We start from the raw sequence: 24,852 nt of genomic DNA, 5'->3' as shown, positions 1-24,852 counted from the left end.
AAGGTAAAATCCTTCTAAGTCTTGTCTGAAGTGGAGTTTGAGAAGAATAGTTAAACTAGGAAAATAGTGTTGATAAAAGGTAAAATCCTTGCAATCAAATCCCCACCAATCAAACCAATTTGTAGAGGCGTTCTGATAAAATCCACCATAATATCGCAGACTCTATCAAGCTACTGTGGCAGAGGTTGTTGTAGGTAATGGGATAATTCTTTATTCGTTAATTGCTCAACAAAACGTCCATGCTCAGGAGAATTTAATCTTAACTGTAATACTTCTAATACTCGCGCCATTTGATTGTTTAATAGTGCTTTTATTTCTAACCACAGTCCGGGAAATACTTGAGAGCGAATAATGCCATCTGTGTCAGGACAAGATTTTCTAAATATTAGAAAAGAGGGAAAGTGTTAAAAAAGTGAGTAAAAAGTAAATAATTACAGCTTCAGGTTCATAATTAGCATAATTGGACTAAAAGGATCAAACAAGTGACTTGGTTTGAAACATTAACAGGTTTTGCGGAACGATCCCCACAGCAAGTGAGGGAAAATATGACTGTTGACGGTGAGTTGCTAAAATCTCATGTTAATGGGAAAGTCATGATTTGTGGTCAGCTAGAAACACCGTCATTAGCCGAACTGCGAGAACGTGTTCTAAAAAGTGGATATCCAAAGGGAAAAATAACTCTCCAAGAAGTAGTAGCCAATGTGCAGGATTTGCATATCAATGAAGTCAATGCTAATTCCTTGTTTCAAGTAGCTTCCCAGTTCAATTTGCTAGAAATGACATCTCCTAATGTAACGCCTGAGTATGGTGTAGGAATTTATGAGAATGACTTTACTCAAGGGCCAGCTTGTGCTGTGGCAGCTGGTGCAGGTACGATTTATCGAAATTATTTTGTGAAAGTAAATGGGCAAATTGGTCAATCGGCAACAAACCAAATTGATTGCCTAAAAGATATAGGAGCAGCATTAGGAAATCAAGATAACCGTCTTTGGGAAATGCGAAACGGTTATGCTTTGCCATCACGTAGCGGTTTAGCCGAAATTTCAAATCGGCTAGAAGCATTAAATGAAAAGGAATTTGATGAATTGCGAAAGTTGCTACGCATCGGGATTCAATGGCATACCCAAGTGACACTTAATGACTGCAAACACAAAGTTTCACAAGCTTATTGTTCGGCTTTACCAGTTGCTTACTCGGATCGTTTTTCAGATTTATGGACAAAATTTGCACAATTGGTTTTAGAAGCATCCTACGAAGCAACTATTTGTAGCGCGATTTTGAATTGGAGAAAAAACGGTAATAATAAATTGTTTCTGACGCTGCTTGGTGGGGGAGCATTTGGCAACCAAATAGATTGGATTGTTGCAGCAATTCAACGTGCCTTGAATATCTACAAGAATGTTGAGCTTGATGTAGCAATTGTAAGTTACGGTTCATCCAAGCCCTATATCCAGAAACTGGTGAATCAATACAAAAGCTTGTAGTCACCACGTTCAAATCGTACTTTGCTGCTCAAGCAACTCACCCGTCAAATTTGTATTTCAAAGGAGAATCCTTAAGTAATTTCTCAATCCCCACACGTACTAAATCGGCTTGAGTCCCGTCTAATTTCAACTCGTTGTAGATAAATTCATCGAGTGAGGATGCAGTAGTACGTTCCAAAAGTGCTAGTACCCGTTGAGACTGACTTTGGGATGTTTCAGTTGCATCTAAATCTGCTACTTGAGAGGAATCATTAATCTTTGGTGTATCCAGAAACTTTTTATTATCCCGGTCGTAGCCAGAGAAGTTTTGTAGCAACTGCATGGGGAACCATTCGTTCAACCCGCCGTAATACACTGCTCGACCTACAGGTGATTGTGCCGCAATCTCCATCACTTGCGTCGAAGTAATTTTGCGATCGCTGGGAATCAACTGCGTGGCAATCATGGCATTGTAAGCTGGTACATTATCTGGGTGAACCAATGCGACAGAAGTTAATTGCGATCGCAGTCCCCCAGAAATACCCAAATCATCAGTATGGGGATTCTGCACGACTATCCAGAAGTGCCAACCAGAACTATCACCACAAGAACAGTAGGAAATGATTTTGTCCTTGAGCCAACCAATTTCATTCTTAGCATTCTTGAATTTGGAACAAACCGCCGTACCTTCATCCAGAATAATGAGCTTGTCCCCAGTGATAAGTTGAAACTCGGCAAAACAGTCTTTGACCCACTTGACTGCCTCAATGGGTGACATTTCCAGAATCTTGGCACGTTTTAAAGTGTCAACGCGACCAGTGAAATAACCAGTTTCTTTCTCATCACCTTTGGGGTCAATTTGACACTCTCCGCCCTATAAGTGCGGAGATTCTTCATTCATAGACCCAACTTGCTCACACAAGATTTCTCCAGCATGAGTAGAGGTCGAATCTCCTGAAGCGTTCGGATCATAGATCCAGGTTCCTACGTGACCCGTAGTACCCAAGGCTAGTTTCAGAATGTTAATCGCTGCGTTCCAATCTCTATCCATCACAAATCCGCATTCACAAACATGAGTTCTTGTGGATAGAGATTTTTTGACTACTGCGCCACAATTAGAGCATTGGCTTGTTGTGTACGCAGGATTAACAGCTACAGTTATCCGGCCAAATTTCACACCGAAATACTCCAACCATTTTCTGAATTGATACCAACCAGCATCATTAATAGATTTAGCGAGACAGTGATTCTTAACTAAGTTTTTAACCCTCAAATCTTCATAGGCGACCAAATCGTGAGATTGGATTACGCAACGCGCTACTCTCTTAGCGTGTTCTTCACGTTGCCTACTTATTTTGAGGTGTACTCGCCCTAATTTATTAATGGCTTTTTTGCGATTGGTAGAGCCTTTCTGATGCCTTGAAACGCGCCTTTGTCTAAACTTTAGACGCTTCTCTCCTGTGCGATAAAACTTAGGGTTAGGTTCTGTATGTCCGTTGCTATCGGTGTAGAACTCTTTTAAACCAACATCTAAACCAATGGTTTTACCAGTCGGTTGTGTTTCTACTTTGTTATCTGCGCTAATCAGGAATTGAACATAATACCCATCGGCGCGACGGACTAACCTAACTCGTTTTATCTGCTCCAATTGGTAGAAGTTTAAATTCCACGTTCCCTTGAGATTGAGTTTGCCAATACCTTTTTTGTCAGTAAAAGTGATTTGCTTTCTAGTTTCAGAAAGTGACCATCCAGAGGTTTTATATTCAACTGAACGGTTGTTTTTCTTAAACTGTGGATAACCTTTCTTACCTGGAACAGACTTTTTACAGTTGTCGTAAAAACGAGCAATAGAACTATAAGCCCGTTCGATAGAAGCTTGGCAAGCACTAGAGTTCAAAGCCTTGACAAAAGAAAACTCATGTCTGAGAACCTTGCTAAGACGATATAAGTCTTTCTGCCCTACACCTCGGTTATCCATCCAAAAACGAATAGCTTTGTTGCGAACGAATTGACAGGTTCTAATCGCCTCATCAATGGCTACATATTGAGTTGTTTTCCCTTTAGCTTTAAACTCTAAAACAATCATTTTACGTGGAAAACTCCTACGCAAATATTATACCATAATCAAAGCCGTCCTTGAAGGACGGGGCTTTAGACCCAGTTTCTTGGTAAAAAATGTGTATGCCTCTATGCGATCGCTTGATGGCATCAATAGCATTGCTAATAGTGATGCCCTTGCCGGAACCAGGGACACCAACCCACAGCATATTTGTCACTTTCTTGGCAATATGTCCAATGAGGTCATACTGTCGTTGAGGTTTACTGGTGTAGGTGGAGATTTCCGTGTTAACAATCGCAGTTGGGGTAGGCTCATAACTAGAAACTACTGTCCCCAAGGACGGGTTAGATATAGAAGGCGCTTGGGCGCTTGGGATTATAGTAACAGTCTTGTCCTCTACTGGTTGATTCACAGCAGAAGGTAATTCAACAAACCTTGCAGGTGGAATACCAAGATTTTGGGGTTTAATAGCTTCTTGAATAACTGTTACTTGTTGGTAATTTACTCGTGGGTCAATTGTCACTTGCGCTAAATGCCCAGACAATTGATCACGGGTTGGGAACTGCCCACGCAACTGAATGAACCAATCAAGTAACCAACGGTAAGCATAAAACCTTTTTCCAGGCTCAACGACGCTCAAGTATTCACACACCACATGAGATGATTGCTTGAGCATGGCGAACTCATATTTCTCCATTGGCTCTAAGTGGAGCATCAAGTCAGCCAGTTCATTTTTGTTAGCAAAATATTCGTCCCTAGCAACGCTGTCACCCATTGCCGAGAGGAACTCAACAAAGTTACCGCGAATAAAGGGGATAGGAGCGAATTGGTGAGTGTCGTTGATGTCTTGCACTATTGACCAGAGATACCCAATTCCAGCCACTACCGCACCGATAGGAGCAAGCGGGGAAGTGGCATAGCAAACAGCACCAGTGGCCGCCGTCGCCAAAGTGATGAACTTGGCAAGGTTCATGCCATTACGTTCATCTCTAGCACGGATGAGTAGTTGGTCTTGACGCTCCTGTAACCAAGAAGCGATGTTGCCAGCTTCCAAATACTCAATACTGGGATAATCGCCACGTAACAGTGCCGTTTCTTTTGTGCCTAGCATTGGTATTGTTTGCTGCATCTTCGCCCCTCTTACTTAGTAATTTTCCAAATGTTGTAGCCAATCTCGCCAGCCATCATTGAGGCACAGTTATACGCAAAACAACCTAAGATTGTGCCTGGATCAGTGTAACGGAAGGGCCAACGACCTACGAATGTGGTGGTGATGTCCAGTACCCAGAAAAATAGTGCGATCGCTCCCCCTGCATTACGTTCTTTCATGCCTGCCCTCTTATAATCACCCCACAAAGCCACAGTCAGGTCAATATTCCCGGTGGGTTTGCTACCTAGAGCATATTGCTTGGATTCCTCAAACTCGGATCTCGCTTGGATTGGGTCTTTACCACGCAGAGTTCGAGCTTCCATCACTTGTACCAATGCAGAGATACCAAAACTGATCCAAAACAGTGGATTAAATGGTAGTTGTAACCACCCCAACCATCCGATCCATTCAGTTTCAAACCAGGGGAAAATGGGTTTGCCTTGAAATAAAACTTGCCAAATACCATCAGTAGAAAGCAGTGTGCCAATCCAAAAACCAATTGCACCGACTAATCTATATCCTGGTGTACCTGGGGTTACGAATTGAGCAACGATGTGTGAGACAAACACAACTGGTAGTGAAATTAGCTCAACAATCCATCGGGCTAACAGTTCTAAATACTCACCCAATCCTCGTTGCGGTTTATTTTGTGGATTTGGTTGTGGGTTAGGAGTAGTTGGTGTGGGATTGCTCATGAGTTTTTAGCATCAGAATATAGTGGTGAGTCAGTGCAGGCATTTCTAAATCGATATTTCCATTTCCATTGACGTTCTTCGATTCGCCCGATGCACCTGCCTGTCGAGTCATAGACAAAAACTAGTTCATCTTCTAAATAACCTGTAGTATTGGGTCTAGGATTACGGGAATGAGTATCTAAATAATTTTGCATCCGCAATTTTTTAAAGCTGGGGCTGACTCCTAACTCGTTAATTCTTTGGGATGTTGCTGCCCTTTCTTCGGCTTTAATCCGCTCTATTTCTTCGGATTGTTGAATAGTTGTGGCGGTGTTGTAAGTGTGGAATTGCGCTGGCAGTTTAGATAACCAAGGACTAGCGATTAAACCCATTCCCAATAATCCTAGTAGTGCTTGTTTTTGGTATTTCATGCCTCAAAATCAAGCTGGCTCGTACTGGTCTAAAATTTTTCCAAAGTTGTCAATCGTGTTTGGGATTTGCTCATTTTGAACTACAACTTGTTCAACTACAGGTTTTGGGTCTGGTTCTATTTGTGGATTTCCAAAACCTATTGCATCTAGAATTTGTCTTTCCATATTGATTAGTTCGTTAATTTTGTAAGTTGTTTAACTACCCAAATCACCCGCCAAAAAAACAGAGAAAATACCATCAAAAGTCTGAGCAACCAGTTTACTACACACCTCACTGGAGTATTCCAAAACAACCATAAGTGAACTAATTTATGAGCCAATTCACACAATGGCACAATATCGCGCACAGGTATTTCGTACTCCAGGTTGTTGTAGGTTAAATGGTGTCATTGATTGGATTTGTACCAGGGCAGAAGTACACAATGATGCAGCGTTAATTGTTGACATTGCTTTGATTTAGACTTCCACTGTGGCGAGTGAATATATGCTAAATACTCACTTGAATACTTGCGTTTGCTCATTTATCACCTGAGTTGGTGTTGAAGCTTGCAGTACACGAATGCCTACAGATAGCCCAATACAACTCATGAAGAAAATGATTGAGATAGCCCATTTGTACTTCTCCCAAAACTTATTTACGCTGTAGCTTGATTTGGTTGTCGTTTGAATAAATGCTGGGTTAGCGTTCGCAAATCCTGTATAGTCTTGGGTTGCACTGACTTTTTTGCTTCGACTGGTAAACCTACCTCCTCAAAAAACTTCAATGGGTCAAACTCAGGTGTAGAAGTTCCTGTCAAAGTTTGAACTTCATTCTTAAGCTGTTGGGGCGTTTTTAAACCGTACTCAGAGATGATTTTCTCTTTAGTTTGAGGATCTTTAATGATTTGGTAGATGAGCGAAATTTCTTCAACACCTGCTTGTGTACGCTCTTGCAACAGTTGAACATCTAGTTCTTGTGAAATGTCGTCAAACAACTGTGATTTGAAGTTGTGAACGGCAAACGCTTGAGCAACCGTTGTCCCCGCCGCAATCTCTAAGAATGCGCGAAACGTTTCTCCTGATATACCCTGAGCCTTCAATTGCTCAACTGTTTTATTAATGGCTTGAGTTTCTAAATTTGTCAGGCTTCCTCCTGCTCCCAATAGTTTGGCTTGGTCTATCACTGTCTCGGCTAGGTTAAATAACCTCTCCAAGCGATCGCTCACCTCCACATCAAATTCTTCTCCATTTGGATCAATGCTTGGGTCTGTTTTGGCTAACTCTTGTAACCCTGCAATGATTTTCTCTGGGGGATAACTGGCGCTTAACAGTTCAAATAATTCTTGACGGGTGAATGTATCCTTATTAGACATTTTGTAATTCTCCTGTTAACGGTTGTGTAAATCTAATTTGTTCGGCTTCAAACTCTTTACGGCTGTACAGAGATTTATTCGCCCCCACAATTGCTTTAGCGAGATTCAACTTATTTGTCCCTTGAGCTAAACCACAAAAGATTTCTCCTATTTTTCCCACCACCCAAACTTGATAAGGAAGAATTGGTGGCGCTCTAAGGCTGTGTTCTTGGGCAAAGTTCTTCATTTGTATTTGTGCTAGTTTATACTGAGCTATCGTCTGAGCCACTTCTTCCCAACGTCCCCAAGTTCGATAGCAGATGTCCAAAATTCTCAAGGATTGGGCATTTGTCATGGGTAAAACCAGGGGATTTAATGCCGAATTTGTGGTTTCTTGATTAAAAAGTTCTTCTCTCCATGATTGATTCATTCTCGGTAGTCAATAGTTAAATTAAGTTAGTCAACATCTGTGTCAATATCCGTGTCAATTTGATATTACTTTCACTGTTAACACACGGTGTATTAACTGTTAATTAGACTTGTTTCTTAACAATAAAAAAGCCGCTTGCTAAAAACAAGGGCTTTTTCGGATTTTGCAAAATTGTAGGATTTTACGGAATTTTGCATTTCCGCGCTACTTTTTCAAAAATTTTTTCTTTTTCGTTCACTAATAAAGCGATTGCCCACTTTGGCGGCGAATCATAAAACCAACGAGATATTGTCGCCGTCGATGGTGGTTCAATTCCTGCTTTTGCGTACCAAGCTTTGATAAATGGCTCAAGCAATCTAACCGATGTAGAGACAAACTCATAATCACCAAGTCTTACTGATAACCCAGCTAATTTAACTGCTCTAACTGCAATTTCCTCAATCTGATTCTTTGGCTTTTGTTCATCTTCTATGTGAAAAACTTCTTCTTGATGATTGAACTTGTTTTCTAATCCTCGTACCATATTAAGTACCCTCCTATGGAGTTAGTGTCTTTAGGAGCGGAATGAGCGATCGCAGTTCTTTGCCGGAGTGCGATCGCTCCCCTTATTCATCTGCATAACAACTTTAATAAAGCCATATTATTTTGCTTTCTCCTTCGTCTTCTATTATTTGATACTCATCAAAACAATGCGTGAAACTTACTGGCAACTAATTATATTAATAATACTGTAATACTCTAGTAAGTAGGGTTAATTTAGAAATCCTTTCTTTGTACAGTAATATTAGAACACAGAACTCAAAAGCCAATATTTAAAAGCCGTAGGACTACAATGCACTCTTAACTTCCACAAGGAATGTCATTTGATGAGCAAAACGTCCTCACCCTTTTGAATAGTTCTTGATTCTGACCTATGTATTGTGTTTGTTGAGTGATAATTTACTTTTTATGCCAAATTATGGTTTTGAACCTCACACGACTTGAAGTCGCGTGATTCCTGCTTCAACGATCTCTGCCTGAATTGCTCCAGGACTGACGAGTTCTCCACAGGCGTTTAGAGCCTCCGGGATACCCACGGCGGCTATTAATCTCAATCCCTCACCTAATATGTTCAACGCTGCGTTATTGTCTCTCAAATTGTAACCACTACAACCAGGACAAGCCCATTCACGTAACTTTAAATCTTTGACCAAAGGGTTGATAAAACCACAATGATTACAAGTCTGAGAGGAGGGATAAAACGTACCAACCTTCTGCACAATTCTGTCATGCCAAAAAGCTTTATATTCAAGCATGGCAACGAACTTAGACCAACTAGCGTCTGAAATACTCAATGATAATTTATGGTTTTTTACCATGTTGGCAACTCGCAAATCCTCAATACAGATAATACTGTTTTCTTTGATTAGACGAGTTGACAGCTTGTGCAGAAAGTCATCTCTGAGATTGGTAATTCTTTCGTAGCTACGAGCCAGCTTGATTTTCGCTTTGACTCGATTAGTACTGCCTTTTACACTGCGGGATAATTTTTTATGTGCTTTACGTAATTTACGAGTTTGAGTCCGGTAATATTTGGGATTATCTACGACTTCCCCATTACTAGTAACGAGATAAGACTTTATGCCTAAGTCTATGCCAATATTTTGACTAACTTGGGGATGTTTCTCAATCTCTGTATCACACAGAATACTAGCAACATATTTACCAGAAGAAGTCCGAGTTATGGTAACGTTTATAAGCTTTCCGGTAACTTCTTGGGACTTATGAAACTTCACCCACCCTAACTTCGGAAGCTTTAAACGATTCTCTATTACCTGGATGTTACCGTTTGTTAAATTCGTCTTGTAAGACTGCTTGCAACCATGCTTCTTTTTAAACTTGGGAAAGCCTACTCCTTTTTTGCCTTTGACCTTCTTTAAGTCAGCAAAAAAGTTTTTGTATGCTGTCTCTAAATTCTTGAGCGAATTCTGTAAGGCAAACTTATCTACTTCCTTCAACCATTCAATTTCTTTCTTGAGTAAAGTTAAACGTTGACTACAAGCGTTATAGTTTAATGTTTTCTGTTCGGACTGATATAGCTCTTGCTTTAATGCCAGAAAGTGGTTATACACAAACCTTGCACAACCAATACTCTTATTGATTAAGACCTCTTGATTGTGATTAGGAATGAGTGTAACTTTAAACGCTCTCTGCATTTTGGTTTTCTATGTACTTTTTGACTTGTGCTTCTGTATTATCTGAAACAGTACTTACAAAATAACTAGGATTCCAGAGATGACCTCCCCATAGCTTTTTCTTGAGTTGAGGAAACTTTAAAAACAATTTCCTAGCTGATATTCCCTTTAGCATTTTGACTATATTAGGGATGGTGTGCTGAGGCGTTGCAGACACTAAAACATGAACATGGTCTTCTACTACCTCAAGACTCTCAACCTTGAATTTGTAAAGAATTGCCGTCTCAACTAGAACTTCTTTCAGAAAGTCAGCTATTTCATCTTTCAGTACCTTATGCCTATACTTAACACACCATACGATATGATACTCAATTGCATAAACGTAACCTCTACCGTGCTTTACTTCCATAATTCATCTTACCATGTGCATGACCATAGTAAGACAAAATATGGAAATATGGAGCGCCTAACTCATGACTAGAAGTCACGAGTGTGCGGCTTGCAGAAATCAAAATGTTTCCCTGAAGAATGAAGTTATAGCTGTGCTAGATACTATGCCAGGGAAAAGTAGAGCAGAAAAAATAGAGCGCATGATTAAAAGCACTAACGATGCTTTGTTGCGCGTTGGCTCACTTCCTGATGAGCCGCCCGAAGCCGTTATCCAATATGTACTTGACCAAATCCCCTCTTGGGATAGTAATAATATTTTGGAGTTAGCGATCGCTTTGCTCAAACACGTACAACAAGTTAAATAACTTCACTCAAAAATACCAAGCAATGCAAAGCACGGTTAGACTAATTCGTACTCAGGATAATGTAGTTGTGGAAGCCGATTTAGTTGAATTGCAAACTAAACACGCTCATGACTACAACTGTACGTGGAAAGAACAATTAAGATTATTCACTCAAGAAGACAAATTTTGGGACTGGGAATTTAAACTGGAGTTCGTAATTAATAAACAACCAAACCGGGAAGGCTACGCTATCGAGTACGAAGATGAAACCCAAGGCTTGTTGCTTATTGAAACGCAAATGCACGGGTCACGGTTAGTGCCAGGGAGGCGACTGGTCTATGTTGATGGTATTGCATCTGCGCCTTGGAACCGAGAAATAATACAACGCCCACCCAAATATAAAGGAGTCGGTACTGCACTGTTAGCTTTTGCTAGAACCCGTAGCCTGGAACTGGGTTTTGAGGGTAGAGTAGGATTACACTCTCTGCCTGGAGTAGAAAAATTCTACGATAACCAAGGTATGGTTGACTTGGGAGAAGACGAAGATTATGACGACTTAGTTTATTTTGAATATGGGCTATGGCGTTCTTCTAAATTAGGTGTTAGGTAAATGAATCAGCACGAATTTAACGAAAATCAAAATAACCTACCAGCCAACCCCATGAATTTATTACTTGATGAAGAATATTTACTACAAGCTGTCCAAGCTGAGGATGCTGTAGGTGGTAACATTGGTGCTGGATTAGATTGGGGAAGTGCATTTGGCAACCTCATGCTTAACTTTGAGATTTTGGGGCGTTTAACAACATTACGTATCTCTCTGAATAAAGAAGTCCGGCTGCTAATTAATAACTGGAATTTAGGTGCGGCTACAAAAATAGCTGTTAAAACTGCAAGAGAAAGAATACTTGAGAAATTAAAATTACCTACACCAGAATTAAGACAACATATACTTTTAACTCTTGGAAATGATGAGCTTTATGGTGAGGAGTTTATTTCTAACCGAGAAATATTACGCGAGTTACTAGAGTTACTATTAACACCTGAAGATTGGGAGACTATTGCCGCAGTGGCAGCAGATTCGCTTAAGCAGCAAATCATTCATCAAGCGATCGCTGAGAAATTATCAGCGTAAAACATGATTGAACCGACACCTGAGCAACAAATTTTCATGCAAGATGATGTCTCCACTCGTCTGCATCGCTTGACAAATCACCTATCGCAAATTTATTCTTTGTGGACTAGGGAATCATCGAAGGATTTGATGCTGCCTCTGGTAAAAGAAAGTAGGTACTTTATCGAATGGACTGTCCCTGACATGGTGGAGGCTCAGGACGTTGACAGAGCTTGTGAGTTGGTTGACTTGGTACGTTTAATGACAAATTGGTTGTTCGATTGGGACAAAATTTGGTCTGATGCCGAACAAAGGCAATCGGCGGCTTCCCAAACTCAAAATTGGTTATACCGAGTTACAGAAATAGCCGATACGCAACCGGAGTCGTTGAGTGCTTAATGCAGTTGGCGCTCTATTTCATAGAGTACCCACTCTACATTATGGAGTCGGATTTTAGTTTGATAGCTCATGCCTATTTTTTCCATGACTCGAAGTGATGCGAGATTATCTGGTTTAGCCAGTGCTACTAATCGCTCGAATTGCTGGACTTCAAAACCATAGTTGACAACGGCAATAGCGGATTCTGTTGCTAACCCCTGTCCCCAATATTGGCTTGCGAGTAAATAATTCACTTCCACTTTGTTAAGAAATTCTATATGTTCTAGCCCACAATGCCCTATTAGTTGCTCATTGGCTTTATAAATCGTTGCCCATCGACCAAACCCATATCGCTGCCAATGTGCAATGTAGGATTCTAAAAAAGCTTGAGTTTCCAGAAGTGAAGTTGGTTTAGGAAATAAACGATACTTCATCACTTCAGGATTGCTGTATATTTGTGCTAAGTCCTCTAAATCTGTGAGCTTCAATGGACGCAATAATAAACGTGAAGTTTCTATGGTAGTCATACTAAAAATATTTGTGATTACTCAATTTCAACTACACTAGTGCATAACTATTATTAATGAGCAACTATTATTGCTTAAGTTATGGCGATCGCTCTTTAATTATTGTGTGCGGATTGATGAAACTGAGCTTGTAGGCTAATGTATTACAAAGAGGAACCCAAAGTTAGAAGTCAGTAAATCAATAGCGGCTTAGATAAAGCCAAAAATAGATGATGTTGACTCCCAAACTCTGATTCCTATGAATTAACGAGAGTAATTGGAGAAGCCAAACGAATGACTTTTCAGCAACTGAGTACAGGCGATTACTTCCGTATTCCAGGTATAAGCTCTGGTTACGTTTACAGAAAATCGAGTGATTCACATTGCAGTCTCAATGGTACGTTACAGCCAATTAGAGCATATACACCAGTTAAGCGGCTGACGGCATCTGAAATTCGGGAATATTTTGCAGTGCAACAACTTGAATTGAGAAAGCTTAAAAAAGCAGTGTAGAGGATGAATAACTCCCGCTAATGAAATTCAATGTGGCGGGAGTGCAATTACTTTAGACATCCTCAACTATCTGTTATCCAATTAAGTGAGGCTTGACAGCCCACTGCCTAATACCATTTAACGAAAAATCTGATACAAATGTAAATCCTGAAAACCTTGCTGTATCTAAGTTTTTTAATTGCGAATTGCGGTAGCGAGGCGTTTAGCCCCGAAGCGAATTGCAAATTGGTATAATTTCAGGCTATTGCTTCTATTTTTAGTTTTCTAATCAACTCACGAATTACATCTGCCGCCGGTCTACCAGTGGCAGTGCAATAATCTTCCAATGTCTCTACTTCAGTTGAAGCCAAATTTACGGTGATGCGCTTTACAGACCATTTTTTCTTTGCCATAACAATTCCTTTTGATGTTTAAGAAAAAAAGACAACCTAGAAGATTGTCTTTAACAATGCAAATTCTTACCGTGCAGCCACAGCCGCCCTTTGCCCTACAACATAGTTCATCCATTCCCTGATAGCAGTAACTTCATCAGTGCCATTGGCGATCGCCTCCAATACCTGCTGCTGATAAGTAGTTTCAGCACGGTAAGGGTCAGCTTTAGGAGCCGCCCAAGCCAAACACATGGTTTTTACCAGTTCGTCAATAGATGCTTGTGGAAGCTGACTTGGCGCTTTCGCATCCTGAAACTGGAGCCACTCTTTAATCAAGTCAACAGGATAGTCCAACAGTGTGCGGATTTGTCTAACTCGTGTATCTTGTGGATGTACTGGCGGAGCAATGGCTTTTGATTTTGGGACAGAATTTGAGTGCAGTTTGACTGTACTTAGTTGTTCTAAGCCGAAAATATCCTCATCATCAATTTCATATTTGATAGCAAAAGACAACCTTGATTGTATATCTTGAATTATGCCGGCAAAATCAGCCTTAGCATCCCAATCTCTACGAATCTTAGTCTTAGACTGAGCATCATAAAGGCTGCAAAAGACAACAGTTTCATTACCAGGATTAACCACAATTGTTAAAGGTTTTGAAAAATCTTCTACTACGGATGCAGCGAGTAAAAATGATTTGGCAAAATTGGTATTGATGCCGCTTCTAATTACATAAAGTTCGTCTGCCGAAATCACAATATCTAGCTTAAGGTTGTCTTGACCTTTATAGTCTTTCTCTCTGAGCCTGAGTTCACAAATATATCCAGTCAAAGCTCTCTGGTGGACAGGGATTTTTTCTTTACTATTAATAATGTATTTATACCAGACATACTGTTCACCGCCCATTTCTTCATTTTTGACATACAAGTAAATAGGATGTGGTGGATTACCTAATCCTAACTTCACTTCATTTACCATGAGCTTTTCTCCCATTCATTATCGTTTTTCTTTAGCGTAGCTGTTTATTATTTGTGGCTATAACGTCATTTATAGAAAGTTTATATCAACTATTATAATACTTGCTTGATTAAGCTTTGTCATAATTTAAAAATAACTCTTTAGCAACTAAAATGAAACCATTACCAACTTTTATGTTTGTGAATATTTAGTTAATATTTAGAAGTCATGCACACAACAAGATGATATTTGTGCCACAATGATTTTGTAGTTGAATCGATTGCCCAAAGTGGTTACTGATTTAGTATCACTTTGGGTTTAATAGTAGCCTCTAGAAATGCCGCCAAAGATTTTTGTGAATACCTCTGAGGCTAACAATCTTCTCTTGTGATTCTGGCATTTGTTTAGCCTGAGTTACAGCTACAGGAGTTGCAGGAATTAGAGAACTGAGCAGTTCGCGTTGATGGTCTACATCTGCAACACTTGTGAAAATCCTATAAGGCTCTAGCTGCATTCCTAAAGGTGTAGGAATGATTTTTAAATATTGATTCAATAGGTTAATGTAATCAGCATTGAAATTTCTATTAGTTACGTAAGAGCGTAAACCATTTAATAGTTGCATTGCTCTCCTTATATCCACAACACCACATGATTCTATCTGGGGCTGACTCTCTTGGTAGCCTTTAGCCTTCTTTTCAAAAACTAGATTATTATATTTATTTGCAGCTTGCGCTTGACTTGTGAATTGATGAACTTTCGTTTGGGCTTTGTACCCCACTCGATCCCATTGGACAGTTAGCTGATTTTGTTCAACTTTAGCTGTCCAAAACTTATTGCTGTTACTGGCAGCATCAACAAAAACTAAATATATTTCCACAAGATTAATCCTCTAATCATCACTTTTGCTTTTGCGTAGCAATTACTTTTCCTAAATACAGCAGAAGCAATTGATAAATTACTCAGTTTTCGTATCTAGCCAATCTTCCCGATTTATCTGGATTTCTCGCTTCTTTTTGAAGCTCTGGTGTGAAACTGTGGCGCTCACAAAATACCCTTCACACTGAGTTATCGCCGTAATCTTACCTTTGAGCCAAGCTCGTTCGCCTATATCCCAGAACTTGATAATTTTCCCCACTGAATAAACAGCAGTTGGTGTTTCAAGAGAGTTCACTTTGGTAAATTCAGGCATTTGGGGCATCTTCCTATTCCTGAATTTTTGTATTGAAACAAGAAATAATTGCTTCTAAGTTATAGGCGATGTTCAGAATTTTGCAATCAGAGCGATTGCTATCTTATTAAAAATAGCAATTGCTCTCGTTATTAATTCATGTTGCGATACCGCGCAGTTTTAATCGACTGAGTGGGTTTTGTATCCGCAATCGCCGTTGATGCCGCCCTTGCAGTTTTCGCCCACTCCCTCATACGCTCAACCGCCGCCGCATCTTGGACAGCAAGTGGGGTAATGGTTTTACGGCATTCTTCCAAGTCTCCTAAAGTCACCTGTTGGGGTCGCTCTTGCTCGAATGCCAGTAGTGCGGCTTCAGATGCTAGAGTTTCTAATTCCGCCCCAGAGAATTTAGAGGTGTTGGCGGCGATCGCTTCCAGGTATTCTGACTCTACATTGATGCCGAATCGCTCCAGGTGAATCTTGAGGATTTGCGCTCTCTCTGGTTCTGAGGGTAAATCTACAAAGAAGGTTTCATCGAAACGACCCTTGCGTTTGAGTTCCGTTGGGAGTGCAGTCACGTCATTGCAAGTTGCGACAACAAACACCCCCGAAGTACATTCGCTCATGAAAGTGAGGACAGTACCGAGTATTCTTTGGGAAACACCGCTTGTATCACCCTGCCCGGATAAGGCTTTTTCCAACTCGTCTAACCACAAAACGCAGGGTGCGATCGCTTCGGCTGTCTTGAGTGCGCGGCGGACATTGCCCTCAGACTCCCCTACCAAAGAGCCAAGCATCGAAGCAATATCAAGCTTGAGTAGTGGTAAATTGAGGATATTGGCAATATTCTTTGCACAATGACTTTTTCCCGTTCCGGGTGGGCCAGCCAGCAGTATGCCTTTAGGTTGTGGCAGTTGCAGGTTTCTGGCTTCTTGCGTGAACAGTTTGCGCCGCCGATTCAACCACTCACGCAATAAATCAAGTCCGCCGAACGAGTAGAGTGCAGGTTTACCTAGCTCAATACCCATTTGAGAGAGTAGCCGAGTTTTATACTCAACTACCATCGGCGTAACAGTAGCATCAATAGTAATACCATTGCTACTCAAACGCTCTTTGACAGTCAAGCGCAAGAAATCACTAATTTCCTCCAGAGTTAATCCCAAAGCTGCCCGTGCTAAAGTTTCTCTTTCTTCAGTACTTAACAGGACACGAAATAGTACGTCTTGTTCAATGGCAGATTCAGACAAATAGTTGAGGTAGGAATATATATGCTCTTGCACTTGTTCTACGGTTGGCAATGGCACTTCACCATAGGGAATCAGCCGAATTAGCGACTCGTGCAGTTCGATATTTTGACCTAAGAAGATAATGCGTTTTTCTGTGGGTTTGAGTCGGTGATAGAGGTTCTTCACCCGTGTGAGGATTTCCCAACTCAGTTGAGGCGAGTTCTTGCCCACAAATGGATGCACATCACTGAGGATAAATACACCTGTACCATCAAAATTGTTAATGTACTCGAAAATGTACAACAACGGGTCAGCGTGGGGTGGTTTTTTGTACTCTGGTACTGGTTTAAATACCAACCCACCATCAGAGGCAATCTCACACTGTTCCAATCCCGATACTCCCAGATTCCAGAAGAATACCGCAGATTTCAATTTCTCGTGTGCATTGGCTGTTAACCACTGGATGATTGTGGCTTCTTCTGGCGAGAGAACTTCTAATGCCACAATAGGTATTTGTGAATCCAGCGTGGAGAATATATTATTTAGGTTCATTGGTGTAATTCCTTATACGGTAGTGGTGCAAGTTCAGAGTGAGTCTTAACTATTTGAACTCTCACTTCAAAAACTTCGGCATCGCCGTCAAATACTTCAGCTACACCGTTACAGTCTCGGTGTGCAATTGCCGTAACTATGGCGTTCAGAAGCACACATAAGCCTTCGGTATTACCTTTGATGATCACCGGCTGATGTGCTTTTTGCTGTGTATAAACGTGGATAAATGGGTATTCTTTTGGTAATTCGTTCATGATGTTGAGGGGATTTTCACCCCTCTTTTTCTTAACTACTGGCGCAAGCGAGTCTGATGATTATTGTTAGTCCGTAGTTGCTGAGATTGCGCTTCGGGCTTAAACTCTCGTTCGCCCTCAACAACTCCTAACGCTTCTTCAAACGGCTGGGTTGCTTCCAAACACGACAACCCCTCAAACCCAAGAGCTTCTACTCGCACTGAACCCGTTTTGTTATCGAAATGTATCAGTATAGAACGTTCCATTGATTATCTCCTGGCGTATTGTTTAACTTCTTGATGTCCTGCAAAAGTCAACCGTAGGGTTTGCACTTGACCTTTGGTTTCTTCGCTAATCGTGCATTCGCCAAACTTTTCGCGTAATTCTTCAGTTTTGGCTAAAACCATCCGCCGCCCGTAAGTCTGCATTAACTTGTGGCTGAAGAAATCTTCACCAAGTCGCGGAGATGTTTCATACTCATCGTGTATAACCTCGTACACACCACTGCTTTGATTCCAGCGAAAACCAATGTCTGCACGGGCTTTGATTGTCCTGCCGAAGATAATAATCTCTGCACTGTACCCCTGCGAATCCATATAATAGCCAGCTAACGGCTGCGGTTGCTCAAAAACATGGGGCTGAAGCTTCAAATCCTCTAGAGCTTGAACTAAGCAATCACGATTGGTGAGTTTAGTTTTGAGTTGTGTAAAATGTGACATAATAAAACCTGGAATACTAGCATTAGTGCAATGCCCCGAATTTCTCAGGGCATCGCTTTTTTCTAACGGAACTTAAACGATTTAACAGTGGCTTGAGTTAACCCAACATCGCTGCTTGCTAACTGTTGCAGATTGCGTTGCTCGTCCAACAATTTGGAGTAGATTGTATCCATTTTCGTCTGGAGTTGAGATCGTCCTTGTGAATCCAGGTTCTTTTGGGTAATACCTGGGTCATTGACGATTGAGTCCAGGTGACTCATCATTTGCTCAAGACTGGCTCCAGCCTCCGGTGAGGCATTTGCCAATAAAACCTGCACCCGCTTAAGATGCTGATCCATCTTTTTCTTAAATAGCACGGGCTTACGTCCTGGTTCCCAGTTGGCGAGTTCATCTAGCAATTGGGCTGCTAGTTGTTCTCCTCCAGCGATCGCTGATTCCCTCAACCTTTGTTCTAGGTTTTGGTCGTACTGCTGAATGAACTGGGTTATCTGTTGAAGGCACTTGGCTTGCTCGGAGTTCAACTGTTCAGACAGTGCCGGGATAATTACCGGACGACCGATAACTACTTGCAGATATTCTTCCAAATCTGACAGTAATGGGAAAGCTTTGAGCAAGTTCGCTTTAACTTCCTCACGTTTTTCTGGTGGTAAATCCCAGACATTTAACGAGATGAATTTGTCAATTCGCTCAACGTAATCAGCTAAACCTTTTTCATACTCATTTTTTAAACCAGCACGTAAATCAGGAGCAACTACATCTCTAATGTTGAGCAACTGACTCCACACCAGGGGCGCGAGGTCTATCGGACAAATCCAATCCCCGTTGTCGTTACTCATCCACTCTTGAATCGATGCAATCTCAGAGCGCAATTGACTTGCTGCTTCGTCCAGTGCTTTGAAGACTTTGATGCCCTTCAACCCAACTTCCGAGGATTTAACTTTGAGTAAATCTGATTCTTCTTCGTTATCCGCTTGCAAAACATCAGTCCACTTCGGCGCATTGCTTTTAGTGGTTTTCTTGAGTTGAATTTTGAACCGAATCCGAGTTTTATTTAGCTTAGAAAAGTTGTAATGCTCAACTACTGCATCTGCTAGAAATGTTTCGTTAGCGATCGCTTGTACCATTGTTCAGTACCTCATTTTTTCGCTTTGCTTAAGCGTAGCTTTCACAGTATTTCACTCACTAAACAACAGCCCAATACATCCCCTGTTTCCGAACCATGACTGATTGTTTGTTGATTGTGGCTGTACCAATCGGGGAACTATCTTTGAGTTGTTGAATATCTCTAACTGTCCGGTAAATTATTTTTTGAGCGTTATTTTTTTGCAACCGGATAGGATGTTTTATAATCCGGGGTTTGTACTTGCTCATATTATTAAAACAACTTCATCTGCGTCGCGTTTTCATCAATTACTGTGGCGTTAACTTGCATCCCTACAACTTCCTCACACCGATTAATTAAGGTCTTGTGATTAATCAATAAGTCAGCTTTCTTACGCTGTCCTGGCATTGGTCTAAAGTGGTACTTGGGATGCTGAATTGTGCCTGTTTTGTAGAGATATTTGTACAATGTACCTTGAATTTGATAAACCTTTTTACAGGATAATAAAGTACTGTCATACACTCGATTTAACTGCATAGTTCTACATCCTTTAATTCTAGGTAGTAACCAATATCTGTTCTCTGTACCTTGACCAATCCCTGATTCAACAGTTTTTGAACTGTATTTCTGCTAAAGCTAATTTCACTTAGTCTTGCTTTGCCACCAGAACGCCGCAAGAATTGCAGACATACAGCCGTTGAATCCTGCCGAATCTGTTTAGTTTTCGCCATATATTTTGATAGTTTGATTCTTGAAAAAAACAGGAGAGTTTTTCGCCCTCCTGTCAGATAACGAGGTTTGAGTCTCACTTCTGCTTTGGCGTAGCCGTTTTAGTTAGCCCCGCTTGAATAGCATCAGCTAAAGTTACGTCCTCTGCATTAGCGCAAAGATATTGATAAATTGTGGAGTAAACTTGTTGAAATTTAGTTAATAGCCTAGATATTTCTGCTAATTTTGCACGGGCTTGTTGCTGAGAAATACCATCTACGGCTAGTACTTAAGATAATCTTTGGTTTTGAGGTTGTTCTATCATTCGCTCCAATATAAAAGCGGTCTGTGCTGGACAAACCGCTTGTAATTTTTATGTGTAGTAGCGAAATCAATTTGTCTGAATTTCTCTGACTTTAAACGAACGTTCAGCAAATAACTCTGGATTTTCTCGCTGGAACTCCAAATCCTCTGCATATTTTGGATCTTCTTGAAAGAACCTATCGTTTTCTACCTTAAATGATGCTAATAATTCCTCATCATCGGTATATAAAACGTACTCATTATCTTGTAGCGGAGTAATCAATTTCAGATGGCATCCACTACTCAAAGCATATCTCTGACAACCGTAATTATGCCCTTTCTCCCCAAAGTACGGACATAATATTTTTTGGCAAACATTGATCATTATTGATCACCTTAAACTATGCTTCAGAATTATTACCACGCCGCAATAGCCTTAAAACTTCTTCCATCCCTGCGTTCAAATTCCGAATATCAGCCTTCATGTCACGAATTTCTGCTTTGACTTCTCGCATATCCGATGCCAATCCAGTTGCTAAACTCAAAGTTCTCGCGATCGCTACCTGAGATGTACCGATGGTTCCTGCCTGTATTTTCAGGTTGGTCACATCCTCTGTCAATTCATTGAGGCGCAGGTAAATATCATCAAATCTGCTGTCTTCGGTCATCTTTGAGTCCTTCTATTAATCGGTTAATCGGTGGCTAGTTTACTACTGCACTGTATAGCCTTTACCTATTATTTTAGGCGATCGCTTGTTAGAGAACCCAAGCGATCGCACTTTTATCTACACCGTCGCTAACTGCCTAACGCCTAACTTGGAGAGCGCATCAGCAGCACTATGGGCGTATTTATCAGGCTCTGTCACTCTGCGGCTATAACTCCACATCTTCCCGAATCTGTTGAACCCGACGAATCCTACTAAATCCCGACCTCGATAAACCTTCGTTGAAAACATCAAATAGTCTATCTCGCCATGCTGTAAACCGTACTCAGAACAGGCTTGATTTAATTCAGTTTCTAATTTTTGGTTGTGCCTGTGGAGGCTTTCTTGAGCATCTAGAGAAGTCTTTTCTTGGGCCACTCTTTGCGCGAACCAATTTTTGTCGAAGGGTAGTCTTCCACCGTCTTGGAGTTGCACCCAGACCGTGATTCCGCAGTCTATCCAGATGGTTTTGATTTCGTCTGGATGGCGTTGGATAATGTTTGCGATGATTCGTTTGTCCTGCTCGGTTAACGGACTTTGGGCTTGCTTGTTTATTGTTGCGTATGACATAATATAGACCTGATTTCAGTAAAGGGCGATCGCTAAGTTTCTCAGCCAGAGCGATCGCCTTTGTTTTTCTACGTTGTGGGGGAGAACGCATCACTCTCGCTTCGGCGTAGCCGTTTCTTAATTAGTCACAAGCAGTAGCAGTAATTGAGATGGCGACCACAATGAATTGCGTTGGTGCAGCCTTTCGTAAAGATGGCGTAACGCAAGAGCATAGTTGATCGTCCCGTAGCATTCATAAAACTTTTTTAAGCAACAGCGCAGGGCTGTAGAGAGGATTTGTCCTCTGTGCAGCCATGTGTTTCTGTTTAAAAAGCGATCGCCACTAGGAGCAAGCGATCGCTTTGATTTACTGGGATTTTTGCATTCAATACCAGTTTTTAGACTTGGCGGGTCATCGGAATCCTCTCCGGTGGCTTGAGCATTACAAGTTTTAGGCTCCCGGCTGCTTGTCCCGGTGGCTATCCGTTTTTGGTTGGTAGAAATATGTATTCCTTTGATTGGTTTGCAAACCCTTGATTGCGTTCTGGTGCAGGCGGTTTGCGTTCCTTATCCCTTATCTATTAATATAAAGTCATACTTAGCATTTGTCAAGTTAGACTTTATTTTTATAACCTAGACTTAGTGAAGATAAAGTGTTACTTTATAGAAATAAAGACTAAACCGAGGCTTAAATAAAGGAGGTGGTTTAGTGAGTTCATGCTTGATGAAAGTAGAAAAGCGGATTCGTAAAGAAGTCCCTGGTTTAGGAGAAAGAATTAGACGCGCAAGAAAAATTGATAAACGATCTCTGCAAGAAATAGCTGCTCTAGCTGGAATGTCTACTCCCAATTGGTATGCGATTGAAAATGAAGAGATGAAAACGCTTCCACTGGCAACACTTAGAAGAATAGAAGCCGCTTTAGGCGTAAGTTTTGATGTTAACTTCGATGAAACTCAGGAGGAGAGCGAAGAAGATAGTGATGATTAATCAATCCAAGCACGATACTTAAAAGCGATCGCCGCCGGCCAAGCACGCGATCGCTAACTAACCACCACAAAGTGTATAGTTATGTCTAACTTACCAGTTATCAGCAAAGTCCTTCAACAAGACAACCCCGAATTATTAACTACTAAGGGTTTGTCTGCCTTGCTTCACGACTGCATCTGCTTGAAATACGCCCAAAACCACAGATTTACCTATCCCTCATTGCTGGACACAAGTATTTACCTGGAACTTGCACAAATAGGGAACGTTACTTCGACTGAGGCTGAAGTTATCCGTCGCATTGGCGTATCGAGAATCTGGGCGAAAAATGGTGCTGAAACAATGCAGGAAGCGGCTGATTTCCTGTTTCTGTTCCGCAAAATCTGCGACAACATCCACGAACTACAGCAGGATTTGGGCATATCTGGAATCATTAACCGCCATGTCGCCTACCGAGATCGCCTGTTCTTTTACCCCGCCACCGACGATCAGTTGCTACTGCTTGAGAGCGATCGCACAACACTTCAAAATGCTGTTCCAGGGATTATCGAGTATTTTCTGCAACTGGTGGAAATGCCTCCGACATATAACCTGTTCTTGGTTGACCAGGACGAGCGAAAGATTTCTACTAACCCCGCCGCAGTGCAAGAGGCAGCAGTCAGGGCAGTACGCGCCGAAATTTATTGCGAAAGCCATGAGTGGATACAAACGGGCGCAAACTACTGGGAAAGCAAACACGCTAGTAAAGTTGATCCTGACGAAATGCACCTGTGTTTGCATCTCGACTGGGAAGAAGACGATTTCATTTTTTTCGACGCGCATCATCCAGATCAAGAGCGATGGCCTTGGGGAATAGCGGCTGAATGAGACTTTGTTGGTTCATTTCAACGAGTTTCTAAATAATCCACCACAACAAGTTAACAAACGCATCGCCAGCTTAGATACCAAAGCTGTTGATTATCTTTTGGGGAAGAAAGTATGACAGAACAAATCGCAGAAATAGAAAGATGTTGGTATTTATCTCCACCTTGGGGTGGGGAAATGCCACCTGTTGAAATTCAATTGTGGGAAAAAGTCTATCTCAAAAGTCTCGAAACCTTCGGTTATTGCTACGGTATCCAGTGGTATCAGGATTGTTGGCATTACATTATTGAGATTACTGATGATGCTGTACACGCTACCAAGCATCAAATTATCGGTACTGGTCGGTTCAAACCTACTAACTTACAAAAACCTGCTTTTGCGTTAGGCGATCGCGTCATCTTTGCCTCTTGCAGTGCCGCCCCAAGACAGAGGCTAGTCTTGGGAGTTGCGCTGGTTCGTGGTGAGTTGGTTTATTTAATCGAAACTATCTCCCCAACTCTTCCACAAATAGACATGATGCCCCGCAGATTTTCATTGGTGAAGGAAGCAGACTTGGTACGGGTGATGGTCTGAATTTCTCCACCAGCCTCAGCAGATTTTAACTTGTTCCCTCCATCACACAACTAAAACTATGTCACAAATCGAAATTGCACAAATCATCGAACAGATAAAACAAGAGATTGAAGTTGACGCATCTGGTAAAGCTAAAGCCAGCCTTCGGGCAACCGCAAGATTGGCTGGGGTAAGTGCTACAGCAATTCTCAAAACCTTAGATAGTGTTAACCAAGAGCCATCCAAATTAGCTCAAATGCTTTTAGAATCTGGGTTTGAAGCCGTTAACCTGTTAGGGTGGAAAACCGAAGGCATCCCAGATATGGCGATCGCCATCATTTTAGAATATTACGGCTTCGATGCCGGGCGGTATTGTACTAAGCAAGCAAGGTTGGTCTGCCGTTCATTCAACACCATCGGTATCCGCGCTTGGATTCAGGAAAAGTTAGGTTGGACAAAACCTGCAACTGACGAAACCAGCATGACCCAAATCCAACTACTTGCTGCGATCGCACATCAAATGGCCCAACAAGAGCAACGGCTGTTAGAGCAAGAACAGCGCCAGCACGAAATATTGTATCGACTTAAAGGAGTGGAAGTCGAACAAGATCGCTTTAATGCCCCATGTGGTCATAAATACAGCATCGTGGGTTTCGCCAATCTTCAGGGTTTAGAGATATCAGCCAAAGAGGCTGGTGCTAAAGGAAAAAAAGCTAGTGCATTGTGCCGCAAGAAAGGCATTGAAATAGAACGCATTCGTGACCCCAGGTTTGGCAGAGTCGGACTCTACCCCGAAAGTATTTTGATTGAGGTTTTCTCCCAAGAACAAAACTAAGCATCAACTAGTTCAAGCATCTAACCAATTTCATTACGGACATTCTCTAGCGGTATGGGGCCATACC

The 24,852-nt window shown here is 41.4% G+C and carries 38 protein-coding genes; 11 read left to right on the top strand and 27 right to left on the bottom strand.

From position 1 onward, the window contains the following. Positions 1–482 precede the first annotated feature (482 nt). On the top strand, positions 483–1,484 hold the full coding sequence (locus tag ACN222_RS27145; RefSeq protein WP_010999625.1) for a hypothetical protein: 1,002 nt from the start codon (positions 483–485) through the stop codon (positions 1,482–1,484). A gap of 37 nt (positions 1,485–1,521) precedes the next feature. Here the strand turns inward: ACN222_RS27145 and ACN222_RS27140 are convergent, their stop codons facing one another. The 6 genes from ACN222_RS27140 to ACN222_RS27115 all read right to left on the bottom strand — a co-directional run bounded on the left by ACN222_RS27140 (position 1,522) and on the right by ACN222_RS27115 (position 5,942). Beyond that, positions 1,522–2,241 carry a hypothetical protein gene (locus tag ACN222_RS27140; RefSeq protein WP_237087588.1) on the bottom strand — a complete coding sequence of 240 codons (720 nt, stop codon included), beginning with the start codon at positions 2,239–2,241 and terminating at the stop codon, positions 1,522–1,524. Between the two features lie 96 nt (positions 2,242–2,337). Then, positions 2,338–3,549 carry an RNA-guided endonuclease InsQ/TnpB family protein gene (locus ACN222_RS27135; RefSeq protein ID WP_419756916.1) on the bottom strand — a complete coding sequence of 404 codons (1,212 nt, stop codon included), beginning with the start codon at positions 3,547–3,549 and terminating at the stop codon, positions 2,338–2,340. 16 nt (positions 3,550–3,565) lie between these two features. Then, positions 3,566–4,651, bottom strand: a complete 1,086-nt coding sequence (locus ACN222_RS27130; protein ID WP_237087598.1) for a hypothetical protein — start codon at positions 4,649–4,651, stop codon at positions 3,566–3,568. Positions 4,652–4,662: 11 nt separating this feature from the next. Then, positions 4,663–5,367 (bottom strand): hypothetical protein, encoded by a 705-nt coding sequence (locus tag ACN222_RS27125; protein ID WP_010999623.1) that lies wholly within the window; start codon positions 5,365–5,367, stop codon positions 4,663–4,665. After that, positions 5,364–5,777, bottom strand: coding sequence for a hypothetical protein (locus ACN222_RS27120; RefSeq protein WP_010999622.1), 414 nt, complete (start codon positions 5,775–5,777; stop codon positions 5,364–5,366). Before ACN222_RS27120 ends, ACN222_RS27125 begins: the two co-directional genes overlap by 4 nt. Positions 5,778–5,786: 9 nt before the next feature. Further along, a complete protein-coding gene (locus ACN222_RS27115) occupies positions 5,787–5,942 on the bottom strand; it encodes a hypothetical protein (protein ID WP_010999621.1) in 156 nt (51 codons plus the stop codon). Positions 5,943–6,105: 163 nt separating this feature from the next. Between ACN222_RS27115 and ACN222_RS27110 the strand changes: the two genes are divergently transcribed. Then, positions 6,106–6,237 (top strand): hypothetical protein, encoded by a 132-nt coding sequence (locus ACN222_RS27110; protein ID WP_269083616.1) that lies wholly within the window; start codon positions 6,106–6,108, stop codon positions 6,235–6,237. Positions 6,238–6,412: 175 nt separating this feature from the next. Here ACN222_RS27110 and ACN222_RS27105 read toward each other — a convergent pair whose 3' ends face one another. From ACN222_RS27105 to tnpA, 5 genes are all read right to left on the bottom strand, one after another. Then, positions 6,413–7,129, bottom strand: a complete 717-nt coding sequence (locus ACN222_RS27105) for a hypothetical protein (protein WP_010999619.1) — start codon at positions 7,127–7,129, stop codon at positions 6,413–6,415. Then, positions 7,122–7,538 carry a hypothetical protein gene (locus ACN222_RS27100; protein ID WP_010999618.1) on the bottom strand — a complete coding sequence of 139 codons (417 nt, stop codon included), beginning with the start codon at positions 7,536–7,538 and terminating at the stop codon, positions 7,122–7,124. Before ACN222_RS27100 ends, ACN222_RS27105 begins: the two co-directional genes overlap by 8 nt. Before the next feature lie 181 nt (positions 7,539–7,719). Beyond that, positions 7,720–8,061: a hypothetical protein gene (locus ACN222_RS27095; protein ID WP_010999617.1), complete on the bottom strand. Its 342-nt coding sequence runs from the start codon at positions 8,059–8,061 to the stop codon at positions 7,720–7,722. Positions 8,062–8,509: 448 nt separating this feature from the next. Further along, complete coding sequence (tnpB, locus tag ACN222_RS27090; protein ID WP_010999798.1) at positions 8,510–9,733, bottom strand: IS200/IS605 family element RNA-guided endonuclease TnpB; 1,224 nt, start codon at positions 9,731–9,733, stop codon at positions 8,510–8,512. Further along, positions 9,717–10,121, bottom strand: coding sequence for an IS200/IS605 family transposase (gene tnpA, locus ACN222_RS27085; RefSeq protein ID WP_096637282.1), 405 nt, complete (start codon positions 10,119–10,121; stop codon positions 9,717–9,719). Before tnpA ends, tnpB begins: the two co-directional genes overlap by 17 nt. Before the next feature lie 64 nt (positions 10,122–10,185). Between tnpA and ACN222_RS27080 the strand changes: the two genes are divergently transcribed. From ACN222_RS27080 to ACN222_RS27065, 4 genes are read left to right on the top strand one after another with little or no spacing between them, the layout of a single operon-like run. Beyond that, entirely contained in the window at positions 10,186–10,467 is a 282-nt protein-coding gene (locus ACN222_RS27080; protein WP_190449827.1) for a hypothetical protein, read from the top strand. Between the two features lie 22 nt (positions 10,468–10,489). Further along, entirely contained in the window at positions 10,490–11,056 is a 567-nt protein-coding gene (locus ACN222_RS27075) for a hypothetical protein (protein ID WP_010999615.1), read from the top strand. Then, positions 11,057–11,581 (top strand): hypothetical protein, encoded by a 525-nt coding sequence (locus tag ACN222_RS27070; RefSeq protein ID WP_010999614.1) that lies wholly within the window; start codon positions 11,057–11,059, stop codon positions 11,579–11,581. It abuts the gene before it with no gap. A 3-nt stretch (positions 11,582–11,584) separates the two neighbouring features. Then, complete coding sequence (locus ACN222_RS27065) at positions 11,585–11,959, top strand: hypothetical protein (protein ID WP_010999613.1); 375 nt, start codon at positions 11,585–11,587, stop codon at positions 11,957–11,959. Here the strand turns inward: ACN222_RS27065 and ACN222_RS27060 are convergent. Continuing rightward, the gene (locus ACN222_RS27060) at positions 11,956–12,465 is read right to left on the bottom strand and encodes a GNAT family N-acetyltransferase (RefSeq protein WP_010999612.1); all 510 of its coding nucleotides are present in this window, start codon (positions 12,463–12,465) and stop codon (positions 11,956–11,958) included. The genes ACN222_RS27065 and ACN222_RS27060 overlap by 4 nt on opposite strands. A 273-nt stretch (positions 12,466–12,738) precedes the next feature. On the opposite strand from ACN222_RS27060, the gene ACN222_RS27055 reads away from it, so the two are divergent. Beyond that, entirely contained in the window at positions 12,739–12,957 is a 219-nt protein-coding gene (locus ACN222_RS27055) for a hypothetical protein (protein WP_010999611.1), read from the top strand. Positions 12,958–13,193: 236 nt separating this feature from the next. Here ACN222_RS27055 and ACN222_RS27050 read toward each other — a convergent pair whose 3' ends face one another. From ACN222_RS27050 to ACN222_RS26980, 15 genes are all read right to left on the bottom strand, one after another. After that, entirely contained in the window at positions 13,194–13,355 is a 162-nt protein-coding gene (locus ACN222_RS27050; protein ID WP_126987525.1) for a CopG family transcriptional regulator, read from the bottom strand. A gap of 60 nt (positions 13,356–13,415) precedes the next feature. After that, positions 13,416–14,306: a hypothetical protein gene (locus tag ACN222_RS27045; protein WP_044523580.1), complete on the bottom strand. Its 891-nt coding sequence runs from the start codon at positions 14,304–14,306 to the stop codon at positions 13,416–13,418. Positions 14,307–14,616: 310 nt separating this feature from the next. Beyond that, positions 14,617–15,162, bottom strand: coding sequence for a WGR domain-containing protein (locus ACN222_RS27040; RefSeq protein WP_010999608.1), 546 nt, complete (start codon positions 15,160–15,162; stop codon positions 14,617–14,619). A gap of 78 nt (positions 15,163–15,240) precedes the next feature. Further along, the gene (locus ACN222_RS27035; protein WP_126987522.1) at positions 15,241–15,474 is read right to left on the bottom strand and encodes a hypothetical protein; all 234 of its coding nucleotides are present in this window, start codon (positions 15,472–15,474) and stop codon (positions 15,241–15,243) included. 131 nt (positions 15,475–15,605) lie between these two features. Continuing rightward, positions 15,606–17,231 (bottom strand): AAA family ATPase, encoded by a 1,626-nt coding sequence (locus ACN222_RS27030; RefSeq protein ID WP_010999606.1) that lies wholly within the window; start codon positions 17,229–17,231, stop codon positions 15,606–15,608. Then, complete coding sequence (locus tag ACN222_RS27025) at positions 17,228–17,485, bottom strand: hypothetical protein (RefSeq protein ID WP_010999605.1); 258 nt, start codon at positions 17,483–17,485, stop codon at positions 17,228–17,230. The genes ACN222_RS27030 and ACN222_RS27025 overlap by 4 nt, the downstream gene beginning before the upstream one ends. Positions 17,486–17,520: 35 nt before the next feature. Further along, a complete protein-coding gene (locus ACN222_RS27020) occupies positions 17,521–17,730 on the bottom strand; it encodes a DUF2997 domain-containing protein (RefSeq protein ID WP_010999604.1) in 210 nt (69 codons plus the stop codon). Between the two features lie 3 nt (positions 17,731–17,733). Further along, a complete protein-coding gene (locus ACN222_RS27015; protein WP_010999603.1) occupies positions 17,734–18,183 on the bottom strand; it encodes a DUF1257 domain-containing protein in 450 nt (149 codons plus the stop codon). Between the two features lie 62 nt (positions 18,184–18,245). Continuing rightward, positions 18,246–19,307: a hypothetical protein gene (locus tag ACN222_RS27010; protein WP_010999602.1), complete on the bottom strand. Its 1,062-nt coding sequence runs from the start codon at positions 19,305–19,307 to the stop codon at positions 18,246–18,248. A 58-nt stretch (positions 19,308–19,365) separates the two neighbouring features. Then, on the bottom strand, positions 19,366–19,554 hold the full coding sequence (locus ACN222_RS27005; protein ID WP_010999601.1) for a hypothetical protein: 189 nt from the start codon (positions 19,552–19,554) through the stop codon (positions 19,366–19,368). Between the two features lie 4 nt (positions 19,555–19,558). Continuing rightward, entirely contained in the window at positions 19,559–19,822 is a 264-nt protein-coding gene (locus ACN222_RS27000) for a hypothetical protein (protein ID WP_010999600.1), read from the bottom strand. Further along, positions 19,813–20,016 (bottom strand): hypothetical protein, encoded by a 204-nt coding sequence (locus ACN222_RS26995; protein ID WP_010999599.1) that lies wholly within the window; start codon positions 20,014–20,016, stop codon positions 19,813–19,815. Before ACN222_RS26995 ends, ACN222_RS27000 begins: the two co-directional genes overlap by 10 nt. Before the next feature lie 368 nt (positions 20,017–20,384). After that, positions 20,385–20,579, bottom strand: coding sequence for a hypothetical protein (locus ACN222_RS26990; protein WP_126987516.1), 195 nt, complete (start codon positions 20,577–20,579; stop codon positions 20,385–20,387). Between the two features lie 118 nt (positions 20,580–20,697). After that, a complete protein-coding gene (locus ACN222_RS26985) occupies positions 20,698–20,964 on the bottom strand; it encodes a hypothetical protein (protein ID WP_010999597.1) in 267 nt (88 codons plus the stop codon). A gap of 117 nt (positions 20,965–21,081) precedes the next feature. Continuing rightward, a complete protein-coding gene (locus ACN222_RS26980) occupies positions 21,082–21,570 on the bottom strand; it encodes a hypothetical protein (protein WP_010999596.1) in 489 nt (162 codons plus the stop codon). Between the two features lie 703 nt (positions 21,571–22,273). Here ACN222_RS26980 and ACN222_RS26975 point away from each other — a divergent pair. The 4 genes from ACN222_RS26975 to ACN222_RS26960 all read left to right on the top strand — a co-directional run bounded on the left by ACN222_RS26975 (position 22,274) and on the right by ACN222_RS26960 (position 24,785). Continuing rightward, positions 22,274–22,537 (top strand): helix-turn-helix domain-containing protein, encoded by a 264-nt coding sequence (locus ACN222_RS26975; RefSeq protein ID WP_044523572.1) that lies wholly within the window; start codon positions 22,274–22,276, stop codon positions 22,535–22,537. Between the two features lie 81 nt (positions 22,538–22,618). Continuing rightward, entirely contained in the window at positions 22,619–23,401 is a 783-nt protein-coding gene (locus ACN222_RS26970) for a hypothetical protein (RefSeq protein WP_010999593.1), read from the top strand. Positions 23,402–23,512: 111 nt separating this feature from the next. Then, on the top strand, positions 23,513–23,971 hold the full coding sequence (locus ACN222_RS26965; RefSeq protein ID WP_010999592.1) for a DUF1392 domain-containing protein: 459 nt from the start codon (positions 23,513–23,515) through the stop codon (positions 23,969–23,971). A gap of 58 nt (positions 23,972–24,029) precedes the next feature. Next, positions 24,030–24,785 carry a hypothetical protein gene (locus ACN222_RS26960; RefSeq protein WP_010999591.1) on the top strand — a complete coding sequence of 252 codons (756 nt, stop codon included), beginning with the start codon at positions 24,030–24,032 and terminating at the stop codon, positions 24,783–24,785. The last annotated feature ends 67 nt before the right edge of the window (positions 24,786–24,852 follow it).

This window comes from Anabaena sp. FACHB-595 (genome assembly GCF_048568275.1).
GTDB lineage: Bacteria > Cyanobacteriota > Cyanobacteriia > Cyanobacteriales > Nostocaceae > Trichormus.
The sequence above is the reverse complement of the archived record's forward strand: the minus strand, read 5'-3'. Positions and strand labels throughout refer to the sequence as shown.

What these genes read in the sequence shown, in the direction of transcription:
- ACN222_RS27000 (WP_010999600.1), bottom strand. Translation starts at nt 19,822, where the DNA reads ATGCAGTTAAATCGAGTGTATGACAGTACTTTATTATCCTGTAAAAAG.
- ACN222_RS27070 (WP_010999614.1), top strand. Translation starts at nt 11,057, where the DNA reads ATGAATCAGCACGAATTTAACGAAAATCAAAATAACCTACCAGCCAAC.
- ACN222_RS27080 (WP_190449827.1), top strand. Translation starts at nt 10,186, where the DNA reads ATGACTAGAAGTCACGAGTGTGCGGCTTGCAGAAATCAAAATGTTTCC.
- ACN222_RS27045 (WP_044523580.1), bottom strand. Translation starts at nt 14,306, where the DNA reads ATGGTAAATGAAGTGAAGTTAGGATTAGGTAATCCACCACATCCTATT.
- ACN222_RS26980 (WP_010999596.1), bottom strand. Translation starts at nt 21,570, where the DNA reads ATGTCATACGCAACAATAAACAAGCAAGCCCAAAGTCCGTTAACCGAG.
- ACN222_RS26960 (WP_010999591.1), top strand. Translation starts at nt 24,030, where the DNA reads ATGTCACAAATCGAAATTGCACAAATCATCGAACAGATAAAACAAGAG.
- ACN222_RS27035 (WP_126987522.1), bottom strand. Translation starts at nt 15,474, where the DNA reads ATGCCTGAATTTACCAAAGTGAACTCTCTTGAAACACCAACTGCTGTT.
- ACN222_RS27110 (WP_269083616.1), top strand. Translation starts at nt 6,106, where the DNA reads ATGGCACAATATCGCGCACAGGTATTTCGTACTCCAGGTTGTTGTAGG.
- ACN222_RS26965 (WP_010999592.1), top strand. Translation starts at nt 23,513, where the DNA reads ATGACAGAACAAATCGCAGAAATAGAAAGATGTTGGTATTTATCTCCA.
- ACN222_RS27125 (WP_010999623.1), bottom strand. Translation starts at nt 5,367, where the DNA reads ATGAGCAATCCCACACCAACTACTCCTAACCCACAACCAAATCCACAA.
- ACN222_RS27010 (WP_010999602.1), bottom strand. Translation starts at nt 19,307, where the DNA reads ATGGTACAAGCGATCGCTAACGAAACATTTCTAGCAGATGCAGTAGTT.
- ACN222_RS27135 (WP_419756916.1), bottom strand. Translation starts at nt 3,549, where the DNA reads ATGATTGTTTTAGAGTTTAAAGCTAAAGGGAAAACAACTCAATATGTA.
- ACN222_RS26970 (WP_010999593.1), top strand. Translation starts at nt 22,619, where the DNA reads ATGTCTAACTTACCAGTTATCAGCAAAGTCCTTCAACAAGACAACCCC.
- ACN222_RS27140 (WP_237087588.1), bottom strand. Translation starts at nt 2,241, where the DNA reads ATGTCACCCATTGAGGCAGTCAAGTGGGTCAAAGACTGTTTTGCCGAG.
- ACN222_RS27015 (WP_010999603.1), bottom strand. Translation starts at nt 18,183, where the DNA reads ATGTCACATTTTACACAACTCAAAACTAAACTCACCAATCGTGATTGC.
- tnpB (WP_010999798.1), bottom strand. Translation starts at nt 9,733, where the DNA reads ATGCAGAGAGCGTTTAAAGTTACACTCATTCCTAATCACAATCAAGAG.
- tnpA (WP_096637282.1), bottom strand. Translation starts at nt 10,121, where the DNA reads ATGGAAGTAAAGCACGGTAGAGGTTACGTTTATGCAATTGAGTATCAT.
- ACN222_RS26975 (WP_044523572.1), top strand. Translation starts at nt 22,274, where the DNA reads ATGAAAGTAGAAAAGCGGATTCGTAAAGAAGTCCCTGGTTTAGGAGAA.
- ACN222_RS27005 (WP_010999601.1), bottom strand. Translation starts at nt 19,554, where the DNA reads ATGAGCAAGTACAAACCCCGGATTATAAAACATCCTATCCGGTTGCAA.
- ACN222_RS27065 (WP_010999613.1), top strand. Translation starts at nt 11,585, where the DNA reads ATGATTGAACCGACACCTGAGCAACAAATTTTCATGCAAGATGATGTC.
- ACN222_RS27120 (WP_010999622.1), bottom strand. Translation starts at nt 5,777, where the DNA reads ATGAAATACCAAAAACAAGCACTACTAGGATTATTGGGAATGGGTTTA.
- ACN222_RS27030 (WP_010999606.1), bottom strand. Translation starts at nt 17,231, where the DNA reads ATGAACCTAAATAATATATTCTCCACGCTGGATTCACAAATACCTATT.
- ACN222_RS27095 (WP_010999617.1), bottom strand. Translation starts at nt 8,061, where the DNA reads ATGGTACGAGGATTAGAAAACAAGTTCAATCATCAAGAAGAAGTTTTT.
- ACN222_RS27100 (WP_010999618.1), bottom strand. Translation starts at nt 7,538, where the DNA reads ATGAATCAATCATGGAGAGAAGAACTTTTTAATCAAGAAACCACAAAT.
- ACN222_RS27105 (WP_010999619.1), bottom strand. Translation starts at nt 7,129, where the DNA reads ATGTCTAATAAGGATACATTCACCCGTCAAGAATTATTTGAACTGTTA.
- ACN222_RS27025 (WP_010999605.1), bottom strand. Translation starts at nt 17,485, where the DNA reads ATGAACGAATTACCAAAAGAATACCCATTTATCCACGTTTATACACAG.
- ACN222_RS27115 (WP_010999621.1), bottom strand. Translation starts at nt 5,942, where the DNA reads ATGGAAAGACAAATTCTAGATGCAATAGGTTTTGGAAATCCACAAATA.
- ACN222_RS27020 (WP_010999604.1), bottom strand. Translation starts at nt 17,730, where the DNA reads ATGGAACGTTCTATACTGATACATTTCGATAACAAAACGGGTTCAGTG.
- ACN222_RS26985 (WP_010999597.1), bottom strand. Translation starts at nt 20,964, where the DNA reads ATGACCGAAGACAGCAGATTTGATGATATTTACCTGCGCCTCAATGAA.
- ACN222_RS26995 (WP_010999599.1), bottom strand. Translation starts at nt 20,016, where the DNA reads ATGGCGAAAACTAAACAGATTCGGCAGGATTCAACGGCTGTATGTCTG.
- ACN222_RS27055 (WP_010999611.1), top strand. Translation starts at nt 12,739, where the DNA reads ATGACTTTTCAGCAACTGAGTACAGGCGATTACTTCCGTATTCCAGGT.
- ACN222_RS27130 (WP_237087598.1), bottom strand. Translation starts at nt 4,651, where the DNA reads ATGCAGCAAACAATACCAATGCTAGGCACAAAAGAAACGGCACTGTTA.
- ACN222_RS27075 (WP_010999615.1), top strand. Translation starts at nt 10,490, where the DNA reads ATGCAAAGCACGGTTAGACTAATTCGTACTCAGGATAATGTAGTTGTG.
- ACN222_RS27060 (WP_010999612.1), bottom strand. Translation starts at nt 12,465, where the DNA reads ATGACTACCATAGAAACTTCACGTTTATTATTGCGTCCATTGAAGCTC.